Source organism: Cupriavidus sp. FW305-F7 (assembly GCF_058782875.1).
Window position 1 is genome coordinate 98,005 of sequence record NZ_JBYSYC010000007.1, and the last position, 14,714, is coordinate 112,718.

Sequence of the window (14,714 nt, forward strand, 5' to 3'; positions counted from 1 at the left end):
CCGCCGTCACCGCGGCGCTGCCGCCACAGCGCCGCCTTCCTCCTTCCACCACCCACCCCCCAACGCCTGCAGCAGCGCCGCCGAATCCGCCAGCCGGTCGGCGCGCGCCTGTGCCAGTTCCAGCGACGCCTGCCGTGATTGCCGTTCGGCATCCAGCACCGCCAGCTGGCTGACGCCGCCCAGGCGGTACTGCTCCGACACCACTGCCAGCGTATCGCGCGCCTGCCGCGCGCTGTCGGCGCGTTCGCGCAGCGCCGCGGCGTCGGCTTCGAGTGCGCGCAGTGAATCGGCCACGTTCTGCAGGCCCTGCAACACGGCTTGCCGATACGCGGCCAGCGACTGCTCATAGGCCGCTTCCGCCGCGCGTTTGCGGCCCTGCAGCTCGCCGCCGCGGAATACAGGCTGCACCAGCCCCGCAGCCAGGCTCCATACGTTCAGGCTGCTGAACAGGTCGCGCGCCGCGGTGGCCTGCGTGCCGCCGTTGGCGCTCAGCGTGATCTGTGGATAGAGATTGGCGGTGGCTACGCCGATATTGGCGGAGGCCTGGTGCAGCAGGGCCTCGGCCGCGCGGATGTCCGGCCGGCGGCGTGCCAGCGTGGCCGGCAGGCTGACCGGCAGCGTGTCGGGCAGCTGCAGTTCGTCGAGGCGGAATTCGGGCAGCGTGGCCGAGGCCGGGGTCTGGCCCGTGTACACCGCGAGCTGGTGCCGCGTGGCATCGAGCTGGCGTTGCAGGGCCGGCACCAGGGCTTGGGTTTGCGCGAGTTCGGCGCGCTGGCGCTGCACGTCGACACGGGCGACGCCGCCCGCGCGCAGGCGCTCCTCGGTGATGCCAAGCTGCCGCTGCTGGGCCGCAGCGACGGCGGCCGTATCGGCCAGTTGCGCGCGCAGGCCGGCTTCGCGGATGGCCGCGGTGGCCACGTTGGCGGTCAGCGCCAGGCGCGCGGCTTCCAGTTCATAGCGCTGGTAATCCACCGCTGCCTGCAGTCCCTCCAGTTCGCGCCGCTGGCCGCCGAACAGGTCGAGCACGTACGACACCTGCACCGTGGCGCCGTACAGCGTGAACGGGCCGGGGCTGGGGATCGCGGTGATGCCCAGGGACTGGAAATCGACCTGCTGGCGCGTGGTGTTCAGCTTTGCGTCAACGGCGGGCCAGCGCGTGGCGCCGGTGCGCGCGGCCAGGTTCTCCTGCGCCTCGCGCAGCCGGGCGCGCGCCTGTGCGAGCGTGGGGCTGGCATCCAGCGCACCGCGGATGGTGGCGTCCAGCGCCGGGCTGCGGAACAGCGCCCACCACTGCGCGGGCACATCGGCGCCGGCGGCCAGGGTTTGCGCGTGGGATTGCCCGCCCGCGTCCGCGGCGTCGGCCGCGACGGTTGCCACTGGCTGCGGGCCCGGCACGTAGCCGGCGTCATCGGGCGGCGCGGGCGCGCGGAAGTCGGGACCGACGGCGCAGCCGCACAACAGTGCCGCGGCGACAAAGACAGGCGTGAGTCGAGACATGGCGAACCCCTTCAATCCAGCGTGCGGCGGTAGAAGCGCACCGCGATCGCCATCACCACCACGATGAACAGCGCCATCGGCCACACATTGGGCCATAGCTCGACCCAGCCGTTGCCCTTGAGCAGGATGCCGCGCACCATGCGGTGGAAATACGTCATCGGCAGGATGTTGCCGATGGCCTGCGCCCAGCCCGGCATGCCGGCGAACGGGAACATGAAGCCGGACAGCAGGATGTTGGGCAGGAAGTAGAAGAAGGTCAGCTGCATCGCCTGCAACTGGTTCTGCGCCAGCGACGACAGCGTGATGCCCACCGTCAGGTTGGCCGCGATAAACAGCAGCGCCGCCAGGTACACCGCCAGCACCGAGCCGACGAACGGCACGCTGAAGATCCAGCGCGCGGCCAGCAGCACGATGGTCGACTGGATCAGGCCGATGAAGATATAGGGCACGATCTTGCCGGTCATCACCTCGAGCGGCCGCACCGGCGTGGCCAGCAGGTTCTCCATGGTGCCGCGCTCGCGTTCGCGCGTCATGGCCAGGCCGGTCATCATCACCATGGTCATCGTCAGGATCACGCCCATCAGGCCGGGAATAATGTTGTATTGCGTGATGCCTTCGGGGTTGTAGAGCCGCTGCACCTGCACGTCGAAAGGCGGCTTGCCGCCGGCAAGCGGCGCCAGTGGTCCCTTCAGGTCATGCGTGGCCACGCGGTAGGGCAGCTGGGGCAGCGCGGCGATGGCCTGGCCGGTGGCGGAGGGATCGGTGGCATCGGCTTCGACCAGCAGCGCGGGCCGTTCGCCGCGCAGCAGCCGGCGCGTGAAGTCGGGCGGGATGGTCAGCACGAACTGCACCTCGCCCTTCATCAGCGCCTCGCGCCCGGCCTGTTCGTCGGGCAGCGTGCCGACCAGCTTGAAGTAGGTCGATTGCTCCATGCTGGCGATAAAGGAGCGCGTGAATTCGCTCTGGTCGGCGGCAATCACGGCGGTTGGCAGGTGGCGCGGATCGGTGTTGATGGCAAAGCCGAACAGCAGCAGCTGCATGATCGGCAGCCCGATGATCATGCCGAAGGTGACGCGGTCGCGCCGCAGCTGCAGGAACTCCTTGAGCACGATGCTCCACCAGCGCTGCAGCGAGAAGCGCTGTTGCGCGGCCGGTTTGCGGGCGGCGGCTGTCATGACGCCTCCCTGGCCTTGCGGGCCGCCATATTGTCTTCGGCCCCGCTCATCATGTGGATGAACACGTCTTCCAGGCTGGTCTGGGTTTGCTCGACGCGCCGGCCCGGTCCGGCCAGCCGCGCGAGCGTATCGGCCAGCGCCTGCGCATCGCGCCCGGTCACATGCAGTGCGGTGCCGAAGGCCACGGTCTGCTCCACGCCCGGCGCACCCTGCAGTTGCTCCGACAGCGCGGCGAGGTCGTCGCCTTCCACGCTCCAGGTCGACAGATTCTGGCTGGCCACCACTTCATCGGCGGTGCCCTGCGCCAGCAGCTTGCCGTAGGCGATATAGGCCAGCTTGTGGCAGCGCTCGGCCTCGTCCATGTAGTGCGTGCTGACCAGCACCGAGATGCCGCGCGCGGCCAGCTGGTGCAGCTGCTCCCAGAAGTCGCGCCGGGCCTTGGGGTCCACGCCCGCGGTGGGTTCATCCAGCAGCAGCAGCTCGGGCTCGTGCAGCAGGCAGGCCGCCAGCGCCAGCCGCTGCTTCCAGCCGCCCGACAGCGCGCCGGCCAGCTGCGCCGAGCGCGTGGCCAGGCCCAGGTGTTCCAGTGCGCGGTCGACCGCCTCGCGCCGGTTCGGCATGCCGTAGACGCGCGCGACGAAGTCCAGGTTCTCGCGGATCGACAGGTCGTCCCAGTAGGAGAACTTCTGCGTCATGTAGCCGACGCGGCGCTTGATCTCGTCGGACTCGCTCCGGATGTCGTAGCCCAGGCAGGTGCCCGTGCCGGAATCGGGCGTCAGCAGGCCGCACATCATGCGGATCGAGGTGGTTTTGCCGCTGCCGTTGGGGCCGAGGAAGCCGAAGATCTCGCCGCGCGCGACCTGCATGCTCAGGTCGTTGACCACGTGCTTGTCGCCGAAGTGCTTGTTCAGACCGCGCACGTCGATGGCGAGCCCGGCCGCGCCGCCGTTGATTGTCGTGTTCATTGCCGTACCACTTCAACGGGCTGGCCCGGCCGCAGCTTGGGCGCATCGGCAGCCGCCGGGCGCGCTTCGACCAGGAACACCAGCTTGCGCCGGGTCTCGTTGCTGTAGATCACCGGCGGCGTGTATTCGGCCTCGTTGGCAACGTAGCTGATGGTGGCCGCCACCGGCGCGGCGCAGCCGTCGCAGCGCACCTGCACCGCCTGGCCGTTGCGCAGCGCGCCCACCACCGTCTCCGGCACATAGAAGCGCACCTTGACGTTGCCCGGCGGCAGCATGCGCACCACGGGGCTGCCCGCCGGCACCCACTCGCCGAGGCGGTAGGGCGTGTCGTAGACCAGCCCCGCCTGGGTCGTGGCCACGGTCTTGCGCGACAGCTTCCACTCGGCCTGCGCCAGCGCCGCGCGCGCGGCGGCCACCTGCGCGGCCTGCGCGGCTTGCTGCGCATCCCGGCCCGGCAGCCGGGCCACGTCGATATCGCGCTGCAGTTCGCGCACACGTGCGGCGTCGCTGTTGGCCTGCGCGCGCGATTCGTCCAGCTGCGCCTGCGCGATGCCGCCGATCTCATACTGGCGCTGGTCGCGCCGCAAGGCCGCGGCACTGCGCTGCGCCTGGGCCTGTGCCTGCGCCAGCTGGGCACGGCTGACCTCGACTTCGACCGGGCGCTTGCCGGTCTTCATGTCTTGCAGCTGGGCCTCGGCCGCGCGCAACTGGTCTTCGGCCTGCTGGCGCGCGGCGCGCTCGTCGTCGGATTCGAGGGCAAACAGCGCGGCGCCCTGGCCGACCTGCTGGCCGCGCTGCACCGACAGCGTGTCGAGGCGCCCGGCGAAGGGCGAGGCCACGCTGACGAATTCGCCTTCGACATAGCCTTGCCAGGTGTCGGCGCGTTCACGGCTGCAGGCGGCGACCAGCAGCACCGCCGCGAAGGTGGCAAGCACCGCTGCCGGCAGTTGCGGGCGGGTGGAGTGGGCGGGGTTCATGATGACTCCGGAGAAAGCCTGGACTTGCCGGCGTCGGACGCCGGTGCCAGCCCGTGCGTCAGCAGCGCGGATACGTGGCGCACCAGCGTGTCGGTATCAACCGCTTCGCCGCCGGGCAGCCTGCGCCAGATATGGGTGGTGGCCAGCGGCAGCAGCGTCAGGCCGATCAGCGACGGCATCACCAGCGCCGGCTCCAGGCCGCTATTGAGCTGCCCGCGCGCGATCGCGGCCGCCAGCGGCGCGCTCAGTGCGCCGGCGCGCTGCAGCGCGAAGCGGTCCAGCACGCGCTCGCGCAGGGCGCCGTCGGCGCTGGCGACTTCACGGATCCACAGCCCGGGAAACCAGGGCGTGGCGGCCGCGGTGCGGATCAGCTGGCCGGCAATGCCGATCAGCATGGCCATCGGCTCGGCATCCCCGGCGGCAGCGAAGACGCTGGCCACCAGCGGCTGCAGCTTTTCCTCGACCACGGCGTCCAGCAGCAATTCGCGGTCGCTGAAGTAGTAATGGACCAGCGCTGGCGTCACGCCGGCCTGGGTGGCAATCGCCTTGACCGCGGTGCCGGCCACGCCCTGGCGCGAGAACAGGTCGGTGGCCGCATCGAGGATGCGTTCGCGCTGGCCGGGCTGGCCGGCTGCAGGACGCCCGGGGCTGCGGCGGGCGGAAGGTTTCGGTTTGGCGGGCGGGCGCGGCATGGGCAAACGGATGCAAGCGGTCTCCAGTGAATATTAATTTTTGCGTTAATTAATTCAAGGGCGGTTACAACGTCGGCCTTCCGGCACACCCTTTGGCAGGTAGACATGTCATGGGCGCTTGGCTATGCTGCGGGCGCCGGAACGCGCCGTCTCCGGCACTTCTTTTGCTGACCGCCTCTGCCGATGCCGTTTCCGCCACTTGCCACCGCTCCCGTTCGTCGAGCGCTCCGTTTTCGCCGTGTGCTGGCGGCGCTGGCCTGTTGTGCGTGCCTGCCAGCGATGGCGCAGCAAGCGGAGCCGGTGCAAGGCCTGGCTGAAGCGGAAAGCCCGTTCGCCTTTCACGGCCAGAGCACCTACATCTGGCAGCGCAAGCCATCATTCGGCGCGGCATACTCCGGCCCCAATAGCCTGGGTACCGAACGGGCCAAGAGCTACTCGTTCAGCGCGACGCTGGATCTGGGACTGAAGCTGTGGCAAGGCGCGGAGTTCCACTTCAACCCGGAAGTCACGCAAGGCGTGCCGTTTTCCGGCCTGCACGGCCTGGGCGGCTTGTCCAACGGTGAACTGGGCAAGGCCGCCAGCACCAACCCGGTGTTCTACCGCGCGCGCGCCTTTGTGCGGCAGACCTGGGGCCTGGGCGGCGGCAGCGAAGCGCTGGAAGCGGATTTCAACCAGTTTGCGCGCACCGTCGACCAGCAGCGCGTGGTGCTGACGGCGGGCAACTTCGGCGTACTGGATGTCTTCGACCAGAACGAGTTCGGCTCGGACCCGCGCACGCAATTCATGAACTGGTCGTTCATGACACATGGCGCCTTCGACTATCCGGCCGATGCGCGCGGCTATAGCTGGGGCCTGTCGCTGGAATATATCGGCGACGGCTGGTCGGCGCGCATCGGGCGCTTCCTGCAGCCGCTGGAATCCAACGGGCTGCAGCTCGACACCCGCATGTTCGAGCACTACGGCGACATCATCGAAGTGGAGAAGCGCTACCAGCTGGCCGGCCGCCCCGGCACCGCGCGGCTGTTGTGGTTCCGCAACAAGGCGCGCATGGGCGCGTTCAGCGATGCCATCGGCTTCGGCATGGCCAATAACAGCACACCGGACGTCGCCGACGTGCGGCGCGAGCACGCCAAGAGCGGTGTGGGCGTGACACTGGTGCAGCAGGTTACCGATTCACTGGGGATATTCGCGCGCGCCAGCCTGTCCGACGACAAGACCGAGACCTACGCCTTCACGGAGATCGGCCGCCAGGTGTCGGCGGGCGGCGTGCTGAAGGGCGATGCGTGGGGACGGGCGCGCGATGCGCTGGGCGTGGCGGTGGCGATCAACATGCTGGGCCCAAACCACCGCAACTACCTGGCCGCGGGCGGGCTGGGCGCGTTCCTGGGCGACGGTGCGCTGCGCTACGGGCCCGAGCAGATCCTGGAGATCTACTACAGCTTCCAGCCGGTGAAGTACCTGAGCATCAGCCCGGACTTCCAGTACGTGCGCAACCCCGGCTACAACCGCGACCGCGGCCCGGTCAAGTTCTACGGGGTACGGTTTCACGGGGAGTTCTGATCCTCCCCGCCTGCCTCACTGCCGCGCGTTGCGCTTGTTGTCCGGCCACGCCGTATTGAAGTTGGTGCGGAACGGGTTGATATCGAGCCCGCCGCGGCGCGTATAGCGCGCATACACCGCCAGCTTGACCGGCTTGCACTCGCGCATCACGTCCATGAAGATCCGCTCCACGCACTGTTCGTGGAACTCGTTGTGGTTGCGGAACGAGATCAGGTACTTGAGCAGCCCTTCCTGGTTGATCGGCGCACCCACGTAGCGGATCTGCACGCTGCCCCAGTCCGGCTGGCCGGTGACCAGGCAGTTGGACTTGAGCAGGTGCGACACCAGCGTTTCTTCCACCGGGGTTTCTTCCTGGTCCGCGCTGAGCAGCTCAGGCGCGGGCTCATACCGGTCCACCTCGATATCGAGCCGGTCCAGCAGCAGGCCGTCGAGCTCACCCATCTTCTGCTTGCCCAGGTCCGCTTCAGTCACCAGCCGCACCTGCACGGTGCCGCCGGTGGCTTCGGACAGGTCGTGGTGCAGCAGCTGCTGCAGCGCCTCGGGTGAAGCAATTTTGGTCTGGTTGAACGAGTTAAGGTACAGCTTGAACGACTTGGACTCGATGATATTGGTCGTGTCCGACGGGATGATGAAGCTGGCCAGCGCCACCTGCGGCTTGCCCTTCAGGTTCAGCCACGACAGCTCGTACGCATTCCAGATATCGACGCCGAAGAACGGCACCGGCTTGCCTTCGGGCAGGCCGATCTCGGTGCGCTTGGGCTGACGCGGGATCGGAAAAAGCAGCGAGGCGTCGTATTCGGTCTTGTAGGCCGAAGGCTTGCCCAGCGGCGAGTGTTCAGGGAGGCTCATGGGGCGCTCAGCAGGTGTCAGGACAGGAACAGCTTGTACACCGGGTTGTCGGTCTCGTCCCAGTGTACGTAACCCAGCGTTGAAAGGAAGGCGCGGAAGGCGCGCTTCTCGTTCTTCGGCACCTGGATGCCGACCAGGATGTTGGAGGTATCCGCACCCTGGTTGCGGTAGTGGAACAGGCTGATATTCCAGTTCGGGCTCATGCTGGACAGGAACCGGATCAGCGCGCCCGGGCGCTCCGGGAACTCGAAGCGGAACAGCAGCTCGTCATGCGCCAGCGCCGAGCGCCCGCCCACCATGTAGCGGATATGCTGCTTGGCCAGTTCGTTGTTGGACAGGTCCAGCGTGTCGAAGCCGTGCTTGCGGAAGCTGGCGGCGATCTTGTCGTTCTCGGCGCGGCTGGCGATCTGCACGCCGACGAAGATATGCGCCATGCTGGTGTCGGCGATGCGGTAGTTGAACTCGGTCACGCTGCGCGTGCCGACCAGCTCGCAGAAGCGCTTGAAGCTGCCGCGCTCTTCCGGGATGGTCACGGCGAACACGGCTTCGCGCGCCTCGCCCACCTCGGCGCGCTCGGCGACAAAGCGCAGGCGGTCGAAGTTCATGTTGGCGCCGCAGGCGATCGCCACCAGGTGCTGGCCCTTGAGCTTCTCGCGCTCGGCATAGGCCTTCAGGCCCGCCACGGCCAGCGCGCCGGCCGGCTCCAGGATGCTGCGGGTGTCCTGGAACACGTCCTTCAGGCCCGCGCAGATGGCGTCGGTATCCACCAGGATGATGTCGTCGACCAGCTCGCGCGTGATGCGGAAGGTCTCCTTGCCGACCAGCTTGACCGCGGTGCCGTCAGAGAACAGCCCCACTTCCTTCAGCTCGACGCGCTTGCCGGCGTCGACCGAGCGCTTCATCGCGTCAGAGTCCACCGTCTGCACGCCGATCACCTTGATCTCGGGGCGCACCGCCTTGATGTACGAGGCGATGCCAGAGATCAGTCCGCCGCCGCCGATGGCGACGAACACGGCATGGATCGGGCCCGGGTGCTGGCGCAGGATCTCCATGGCGATGGTGCCCTGGCCGGCGATGACCTCGGGATCGTCGAACGGGTGGATGAAGGTCAGCTTGTGCTTCTTCTCCAGCTCCGCGGCATGGTTGTAGGCGTCGCTGTAGGACTCGCCGTGCAGCACGATTTCCACCCACTGGCCGCCGCGTTCGCGCACGGCGTCGATCTTCACCTGCGGCGTGGTGACCGGCATGGCGATGATGGCCTTGCATTGCAGGCGCGCCGCGGACAGCGCCACTCCCTGCGCGTGGTTGCCGGCCGAGGCGGCGATCACGCCGCGCCTGAGTTCTTCCGGCGTCAGCGAGGCCATCTTGTTGTATGCGCCGCGCAGCTTGAAGGAGAAGACCGGCTGGGTGTCCTCGCGCTTGAACCAGACCGCATTGCCGGTGCGCGCCGACAATTGATGCGCGTAGGTCAGTTCGGTCTCCTGCGCCACGTCGTAGACCTTGGCGGTCAGGATCTTCTTGAGGTAGTCGGGTCTGGCGGCGGACATGCGGGTCATGGTCTCGGGCGGGCCGTGGGGCGGCGCAAAAAAAGGCGGAAATTCTGGCGGAAACCGTCAATGATAAAGGATGGCGGCGACTTCCACCCTGCCCGGGCGGGGCCCCCGCCGCCCGGGCAGGGCGGCCCGTGCCGCGCGGAGGGCGCTTCTCGTGTGGATGACGATGCACTCGCGAGGGCGCGGCGAGCCAAGGCGCAGTGGGGCCGCGGACGCCTGGCCCGGACTTGCGTCGGGGCGGGGTTGCGTGGGCGCCATGTAGGACGGCGCCCGGTGGACGCCGGTCAAAACGACGTGTTACGGTGTAACGCGATGCCACAACTACCGCTAATCGAACCCAATACCGCCCTGTTTCTCGACTTCGACGGCACCCTGGCCGACCTGGCCCCGCGCCCGGAACTGGTGCAGGTCGAACCCGAACTGGTCGGCACGCTGCACACGCTATTCGAGCGTCTGAATGGCGCGCTGGCTGTCATCTCCGGGCGTCCGATCTCTGAACTCGACCACTTCCTGCAGCCCCTGCGGCTGCCGGCCGCCGGCGTGCACGGTGCTGAATTCCGCACCGACGGCGGCATGGTATCCAAGACTTCCGCCCCCGGCCTGGAACCGCTGATCCCCCACCTGGAAGCGCTGGTGCGCGCCTATCCCGCCCTGCGGCTGGAGCGCAAGTCCGTTGCCGTCGCCATCCACTACCGCCAGGCGCCTGAACTGGCCGGCGTGGTCGATGCCGCGGTCACCGAAGTGCTGCGCCATGCTGTCGGACTGGAGGCGCTGCCCGGCAAGATGGTGGTCGAGATCAAGCCGGCCGGCGTCGACAAGGGCGACGCCATCGCCGCATTCATGAAATCTGCGCCCTTCGCCGAGCGCGTGCCGCTCTTTGCCGGCGACGACCTGACCGACGAGCCAGGTTTTGCCGCCGTGCGCAAGCTTGGCGGGCTGGGCGTGCTGGTGGGCCAGCGCGAGACCGTGGCCAGCGTCAGCGTGTCCGGGCCGGCCGCGCTGCGCAGCTGGCTGCACCGCTCGGCCCGCGCGCTGGAAGGCGCCGGCGGCCAGCCGCGCGCCGTGCCGAATGAGGCCGAGCCAGGCCCGGCCCGGCGCACAACGACATCCTGAGGGAGGTATCGCTGTGACCAATCCGAGCAGCCCGAGCGAACCGGGCCAGCCGCCGACCGAAGGCGTGCACAAGACCGTGGACGGCGGCAGCCGCTTTGCCAATCCGTCGCTGTCGCTTGGCATGATCGGCAACTGCGCCATCTCTGCGCTGGTGGACTGCCGCGCGCGCATTGTCTGGTCGTGCCTGCCGCGCTTTGACGGCGACCCGGTGTTCAACGCCCTGCTCGACCCGAGCGAGAACGCCGGCCATTTCTCGATCGAGATCGAGGACTTCCAGTCGTCGCGGCAATGGTACGAGCCCAATACCGCGGTGCTGCGCACGCGGCTGACGGACAGCCATGGCAACTGTCTGGAAATCACCGACTTTGCGCCGCGCTTCTTCCGGCTGGGGCGATATTTCCGCCCGACCGCGCTGGTCCGGCGCATCCGCCCGGTGCGCGGCGCGCCGCGCGTGCGCGTGGTGGTGGCGCCGCGCTTCGAATGGGGCCGCAAGGCGCCGGAGATGACGCGCGGCAGCAGCCATGTGCGATTTATCGGCGACGACATGACCCTGCGCATGACCACCGACGCGCCGATGGCTTACGTGCTGTCGCACACGCCGTTCCTGGTCACGCGCGGCTACAACTTTATCCTGGGCCCGGACGAGACCCTCGCGCACGGCGTGGAAGAAACCGCGCGCGACTTCGAGCAGGAAACCACCGCCTACTGGCGCCTGTGGAGCCGCCGCCTGGCGGTGCCGTGCGAATGGCAGGACGCGGTGATCCGCGCGGCCATCACGTTGAAGATGTCGCTGTTCGAAGAGACCGGCGCCATCGTCGCGGCGATGACCACCAGCATCCCCGAGGCGCCGGGCAGCGGCCGCAACTGGGACTACCGCTTCTGCTGGCTGCGCGACGCCTTCTTCGTGGTGCGCGCGCTCAACAGCCTGTCCGAGGTCGGCACCATGGAGGACTACCTGCGCTGGCTGTCCAACGTGGTGATGCAATCGCAGGACGGGCACATCCAGCCGCTGTACGGCATCGGCCTGGAGCGCGAGCTGCCTGAAAGCATGCTCGACCATCTGCCCGGCTACCGCGGCATGGGCCCGGTGCGCGTGGGCAACCAGGCGCAGGAGCACTTCCAGCACGACGTCTACGGCAACGTGGTGCTGGGCGCGGCCCAGGCCTTCCATGACCACCGGCTGCTGCACCGCGGCGGCCCCGCTGAATTCCGCCGGCTGGAAGAGGTGGGCGAACAGGCGGTGAAAGTGTTCGGCACCCCCGACGCCGGCATGTGGGAGCTGCGCACGCGGGCGCGCGTGCATACGTCGTCGGCGCTGATGAGCTGGGCCGCCTGCGACCGCCTGGCCAAGGTTGCGGACAAGCTGCAGCTGCAGGCGCGCGGCGCCTACTGGCACGACCATGCCGACCGCATGAAGGAGCGCATTTTGGCCGAATCCTGGAGCGAAGAGCGCCAGGCCTTTGCCGAAAGCTTCGGCGGGCGCGAGCTGGATGCCAGCGTGCTGCTGATGGCCGAAGTCAATTTCATCGAGCCGCGCGATCCGCGCTTCATCGCCACCGTCAAGGCGCTGGAGGCATCGCTGTGCGACGGCCCCTATATGCGCCGCTACGAGGCGCCCGACGATTTCGGCAAGCCCGAGACCGCGTTCAATATCTGCACGTTCTGGCGCATCGATGCTCTTGCGCGCATCGGCCGGCGCGAAGAAGCGCGCGAGATCTTCGAATCGATGCTGGCCGCGCGCAATCCGCTGGGGCTGCTGTCCGAGGATACCCATCCGGTGACCGGCGAGATGTGGGGCAATTTCCCGCAGACGTACTCGATGGTCGGGCTGATCAATGGCGCGATGCGGCTGTCGGCGCCGTGGGACACGGTGATCTGAACCGCCCACGGCATCCACGGCATCCAGAACAGAGGACTCCAAGAACAACATATGCCAAGACTTGTAGCGGTATCCAACCGGGTCGCCGATCCCCGCAACGTGGCGGCGGGCGGCCTCGCCGTGGCGCTATCCGAAGCCCTGCGCCAGACTGGCGGCATGTGGTTCGGCTGGAGCGGCAAGGCGCTGGAAACCGCCCAGGGCGGCACGCCGGGTGAAGGCGACCTGCACCTGCAGCAGGCCGGCAACGTGACGCTGGCCACCGTCGACCTGAGCCGCGAGGACCACGACGCCTACTATCTGGGCTACAGCAATGGCGTGCTGTGGCCGGTGTTCCACTACCGGCTGGACCTGGCGGATTTCGACTCCAACTTCCTGAATGGATACCGGCGCGTGAACCAGCTGTTCGCGCGCAAGCTGGCGCCGCTGCTGCAGCCCGACGACATCATCTGGATCCATGACTACCACCTGATCCCGCTGGCCTCAGAGCTGCGCGCCATCGGCTGCGGGCAGAAGATCGGCTTCTTCCTGCATGTGCCGCTGCCGCCGCCGCTGATTCTGGCCGCCATCCCGCAGCACGAGTGGCTGATGCGCGCACTGTTTGCCTACGACCTGCTCGGCTTCCAGAGCCATGCGGATGTCGAGCACTTCTCGCGCTACGTGCAGGCCGAAGCGCAGGCCGAGCCCATGGGCGAGCACCGCTACCGCGCCTTCCACCGCACGGTGCGGGCGCAGGCCTTCCCGATCGGCATCGACGTCGACGAGTTCATGGAGCTGGGCCGCGGCGCGGATGCGCAGGAAACCTACGAGATGATGTGCGCGCAGTACGCGCGCCGCCGGCTGCTGCTGGGCATCGACCGGCTCGACTATTCCAAGGGCCTGCCGCAGCGGCTCAAGGCGTTCTACCGGCTGCTGGCCGAGTATCCCGAGAACCGCTCGAGCGCGACGCTGGTGCAGATCGCTGCCCCGTCGCGTGAGTCGGTGGATGCCTACGTCGACCTGCGCCGCGAGATGGAGCAGCTGAGCGGCGCCATCAACGGCGAGTTCGGTGAGCTGGACTGGATGCCGGTGCGCTATATCCACCGCACCACCGCGCGCAAGCGGCTGCCCGGCCTGTGCCGCGCCAGCCGCGTGGCGCTGGTGACGCCGCTGCGCGACGGCATGAACCTGGTGGCCAAGGAGTTCATCGCCGCGCAGGACCCGGAGGACCCGGGCGTGCTGGTGCTGTCGCGCTTTGCCGGCGCCGCCGAGCAGCTGCGCGAGGCGCTGCTGGTCAATCCGTACGACACGCGCGCCACCGCGCAGGCGATCCAGCAGGCGCTGCACATGCCGCTGGCCGAGCGCCAGCAGCGGCACCAGAAACTGCTGGAGCGCATCCGCGCGCAGGATGTGCACTGGTGGAGCAGCGAGTTCCTGCGCGCACTGACTGAGACCGAAGGGGCCTGAGGCGCGGGCTGTTCTTCCGGTCGGGGAGCATGACCATGAGCGAAGACCTGGCAGCGCAATCGTGCACGCCTTGCCGTGGCGGCGTGCCGCCGTTGACGCCGGCTGAGGCCGAGGATTTACTGCAGCAGGCGCCGGGGTGGGAGCTGGTCGATAGCGCGACGCGGCTCGAACGGCGTTTCACCTTCGGCAATTTCGCGCAGGCGCTGGCGTTCGTGAACGGCGTCGGGCAGCTGGCCGAGGCGCAGGGGCATCATCCGGAGATCAGCTTTGGCTGGGGGCATGCCACGGTGTCGTGGCGGACCAAGAAGATCAAGGGGTTGCACCGGAATGATTTCATCATGGCGGTGAAGACGAGCGAGTTGGCGGAGGGGATCGGGTGAGGTTCATGAGGGTCACTTCAAATCCCCAGGCGTATCAATATCGCGAAACGCCCCTTCATCCTCAGTCAGGATCCGCGTCACAGGCTTGTCCTTCAGCAACGCCCGCGCGCCCTCATCTCCGTCCAGCTTCAGCAATTCCTCACGCCAGGCTGCGCCAAAACCCACCGGATGCCCACGTTGCCCGTTGCGCCAAGGGGCGGCGATGGTATCCGGCGTGGTGATCGTCAATGCCACCGCCCGGATCAGTTCCATCGGCAGCCAGGGCATATCCGCCAGCGCTACCACCCAGCCGCGCGCTTCGGGCGTGGCTGCCACGGCGGCACGCAGGGCTGCGCCCATGCCGGCTTCGGCGTCGGCCGACTCCACCACGCGGCAGCCGCCGCGGCGCAGTTCCTCCGCCAGTGCCGGGTTGCCCGGGCGAATGACGGCGATCGATTCCGGCAGCGCCGCGGCCAGCGTGCGCGCGCTGCGCCAGGCCACGGAGCGGCCGCCGGGCAGCACCTCCAGCAGCTTGTTGCGTTTGCCGGCGGCGTCGAAGCGGCGGCCGAAGCCTGCGGCCAGCAGGATGCCGGTGGGCAGGTCGGTGCGGAGCAGGGGAGCGTTGGGGGCGGCAGTCATGGCGGGCGCACTC

At 68.3% G+C, this 14,714-nt stretch carries 13 protein-coding genes; 5 read left to right on the forward strand and 8 right to left on the reverse strand.

The annotated features are described in order from the left end of the window. Positions 1 to 6: 6 nt before the first annotated feature. Genes AC3WL8_RS08915 through AC3WL8_RS08935 form a run of 5 tightly spaced genes read right to left on the reverse strand, consistent with a single transcriptional unit; the run spans position 7 to position 5,306 of the window. The gene (locus tag AC3WL8_RS08915; protein ID WP_492378162.1) at positions 7 to 1,497 is read right to left on the reverse strand and encodes an efflux transporter outer membrane subunit; all 1,491 of its coding nucleotides are present in this window, start codon (positions 1,495 to 1,497) and stop codon (positions 7 to 9) included. Positions 1,498 to 1,508: 11 nt separating this feature from the next. Continuing rightward, the gene (locus tag AC3WL8_RS08920; RefSeq protein WP_013955509.1) at positions 1,509 to 2,672 is read right to left on the reverse strand and encodes an ABC transporter permease; all 1,164 of its coding nucleotides are present in this window, start codon (positions 2,670 to 2,672) and stop codon (positions 1,509 to 1,511) included. Then, positions 2,669 to 3,637: an ABC transporter ATP-binding protein gene (locus tag AC3WL8_RS08925; protein ID WP_013955510.1), complete on the reverse strand. Its 969-nt coding sequence runs from the start codon at positions 3,635 to 3,637 to the stop codon at positions 2,669 to 2,671. The genes AC3WL8_RS08920 and AC3WL8_RS08925 overlap by 4 nt, the downstream gene beginning before the upstream one ends. Then, positions 3,634 to 4,614 carry an HlyD family secretion protein gene (locus tag AC3WL8_RS08930; protein ID WP_492378163.1) on the reverse strand — a complete coding sequence of 327 codons (981 nt, stop codon included), beginning with the start codon at positions 4,612 to 4,614 and terminating at the stop codon, positions 3,634 to 3,636. Before AC3WL8_RS08930 ends, AC3WL8_RS08925 begins: the two co-directional genes overlap by 4 nt. Further along, positions 4,611 to 5,306, reverse strand: a complete 696-nt coding sequence (locus AC3WL8_RS08935; RefSeq protein ID WP_492378164.1) for a TetR/AcrR family transcriptional regulator — start codon at positions 5,304 to 5,306, stop codon at positions 4,611 to 4,613. The genes AC3WL8_RS08930 and AC3WL8_RS08935 overlap by 4 nt, the downstream gene beginning before the upstream one ends. Before the next feature lie 279 nt (positions 5,307 to 5,585). On the opposite strand from AC3WL8_RS08935, the gene AC3WL8_RS08940 reads away from it, so the two are divergent. Further along, positions 5,586 to 6,866 (forward strand): carbohydrate porin, encoded by a 1,281-nt coding sequence (locus AC3WL8_RS08940; protein WP_041227727.1) that lies wholly within the window; start codon positions 5,586 to 5,588, stop codon positions 6,864 to 6,866. A 15-nt stretch (positions 6,867 to 6,881) separates the two neighbouring features. Here the strand turns inward: AC3WL8_RS08940 and queF are convergent, their stop codons facing one another. Together queF and ilvA are read right to left on the reverse strand one after the other, a co-directional pair. Then, positions 6,882 to 7,715: an NADPH-dependent 7-cyano-7-deazaguanine reductase QueF gene (gene queF, locus AC3WL8_RS08945; protein WP_211980693.1), complete on the reverse strand. Its 834-nt coding sequence runs from the start codon at positions 7,713 to 7,715 to the stop codon at positions 6,882 to 6,884. 17 nt (positions 7,716 to 7,732) lie between these two features. Continuing rightward, positions 7,733 to 9,271 carry a threonine ammonia-lyase, biosynthetic gene (ilvA, locus tag AC3WL8_RS08950; protein WP_211980694.1) on the reverse strand — a complete coding sequence of 513 codons (1,539 nt, stop codon included), beginning with the start codon at positions 9,269 to 9,271 and terminating at the stop codon, positions 7,733 to 7,735. Positions 9,272 to 9,580: 309 nt separating this feature from the next. Here ilvA and otsB point away from each other — a divergent pair, with 309 nt between their 5' ends. From otsB to AC3WL8_RS08970, 4 genes are read left to right on the forward strand one after another with little or no spacing between them, the layout of a single operon-like run. After that, entirely contained in the window at positions 9,581 to 10,381 is an 801-nt protein-coding gene (otsB, locus tag AC3WL8_RS08955; RefSeq protein WP_013955517.1) for a trehalose-phosphatase, read from the forward strand. A gap of 13 nt (positions 10,382 to 10,394) precedes the next feature. After that, entirely contained in the window at positions 10,395 to 12,260 is a 1,866-nt protein-coding gene (locus AC3WL8_RS08960) for a glycoside hydrolase family 15 protein (protein WP_211980695.1), read from the forward strand. Positions 12,261 to 12,311: 51 nt separating this feature from the next. Continuing rightward, positions 12,312 to 13,703, forward strand: coding sequence for an alpha,alpha-trehalose-phosphate synthase (UDP-forming) (gene otsA, locus AC3WL8_RS08965; RefSeq protein WP_013955519.1), 1,392 nt, complete (start codon positions 12,312 to 12,314; stop codon positions 13,701 to 13,703). Between the two features lie 35 nt (positions 13,704 to 13,738). Beyond that, entirely contained in the window at positions 13,739 to 14,083 is a 345-nt protein-coding gene (locus AC3WL8_RS08970; protein WP_013955520.1) for a 4a-hydroxytetrahydrobiopterin dehydratase, read from the forward strand. A 12-nt stretch (positions 14,084 to 14,095) separates the two neighbouring features. Here the strand turns inward: AC3WL8_RS08970 and AC3WL8_RS08975 are convergent, their stop codons facing one another. Next, on the reverse strand, positions 14,096 to 14,701 hold the full coding sequence (locus AC3WL8_RS08975) for a nucleotidyltransferase family protein (protein ID WP_013955521.1): 606 nt from the start codon (positions 14,699 to 14,701) through the stop codon (positions 14,096 to 14,098). Positions 14,702 to 14,714 lie beyond the last annotated feature (13 nt).

Bases quoted from the DNA above. Each gene is read 5' to 3' on its own strand.
- AC3WL8_RS08925 (WP_013955510.1), bottom strand. From the start codon at position 3,637: ATGAACACGACAATCAACGGCGGCGCGGCCGGGCTCGCCATCGACGTG.
- AC3WL8_RS08920 (WP_013955509.1), bottom strand. From the start codon at position 2,672: ATGACAGCCGCCGCCCGCAAACCGGCCGCGCAACAGCGCTTCTCGCTG.
- AC3WL8_RS08915 (WP_492378162.1), bottom strand. From the start codon at position 1,497: ATGTCTCGACTCACGCCTGTCTTTGTCGCCGCGGCACTGTTGTGCGGC.
- otsA (WP_013955519.1), top strand. From the start codon at position 12,312: ATGCCAAGACTTGTAGCGGTATCCAACCGGGTCGCCGATCCCCGCAAC.
- AC3WL8_RS08930 (WP_492378163.1), bottom strand. From the start codon at position 4,614: ATGAACCCCGCCCACTCCACCCGCCCGCAACTGCCGGCAGCGGTGCTT.
- AC3WL8_RS08935 (WP_492378164.1), bottom strand. From the start codon at position 5,306: ATGCCGCGCCCGCCCGCCAAACCGAAACCTTCCGCCCGCCGCAGCCCC.
- AC3WL8_RS08975 (WP_013955521.1), bottom strand. From the start codon at position 14,701: ATGACTGCCGCCCCCAACGCTCCCCTGCTCCGCACCGACCTGCCCACC.
- AC3WL8_RS08940 (WP_041227727.1), top strand. From the start codon at position 5,586: ATGGCGCAGCAAGCGGAGCCGGTGCAAGGCCTGGCTGAAGCGGAAAGC.
- otsB (WP_013955517.1), top strand. From the start codon at position 9,581: ATGCCACAACTACCGCTAATCGAACCCAATACCGCCCTGTTTCTCGAC.
- queF (WP_211980693.1), bottom strand. From the start codon at position 7,715: ATGAGCCTCCCTGAACACTCGCCGCTGGGCAAGCCTTCGGCCTACAAG.
- AC3WL8_RS08970 (WP_013955520.1), top strand. From the start codon at position 13,739: ATGAGCGAAGACCTGGCAGCGCAATCGTGCACGCCTTGCCGTGGCGGC.
- ilvA (WP_211980694.1), bottom strand. From the start codon at position 9,271: ATGACCCGCATGTCCGCCGCCAGACCCGACTACCTCAAGAAGATCCTG.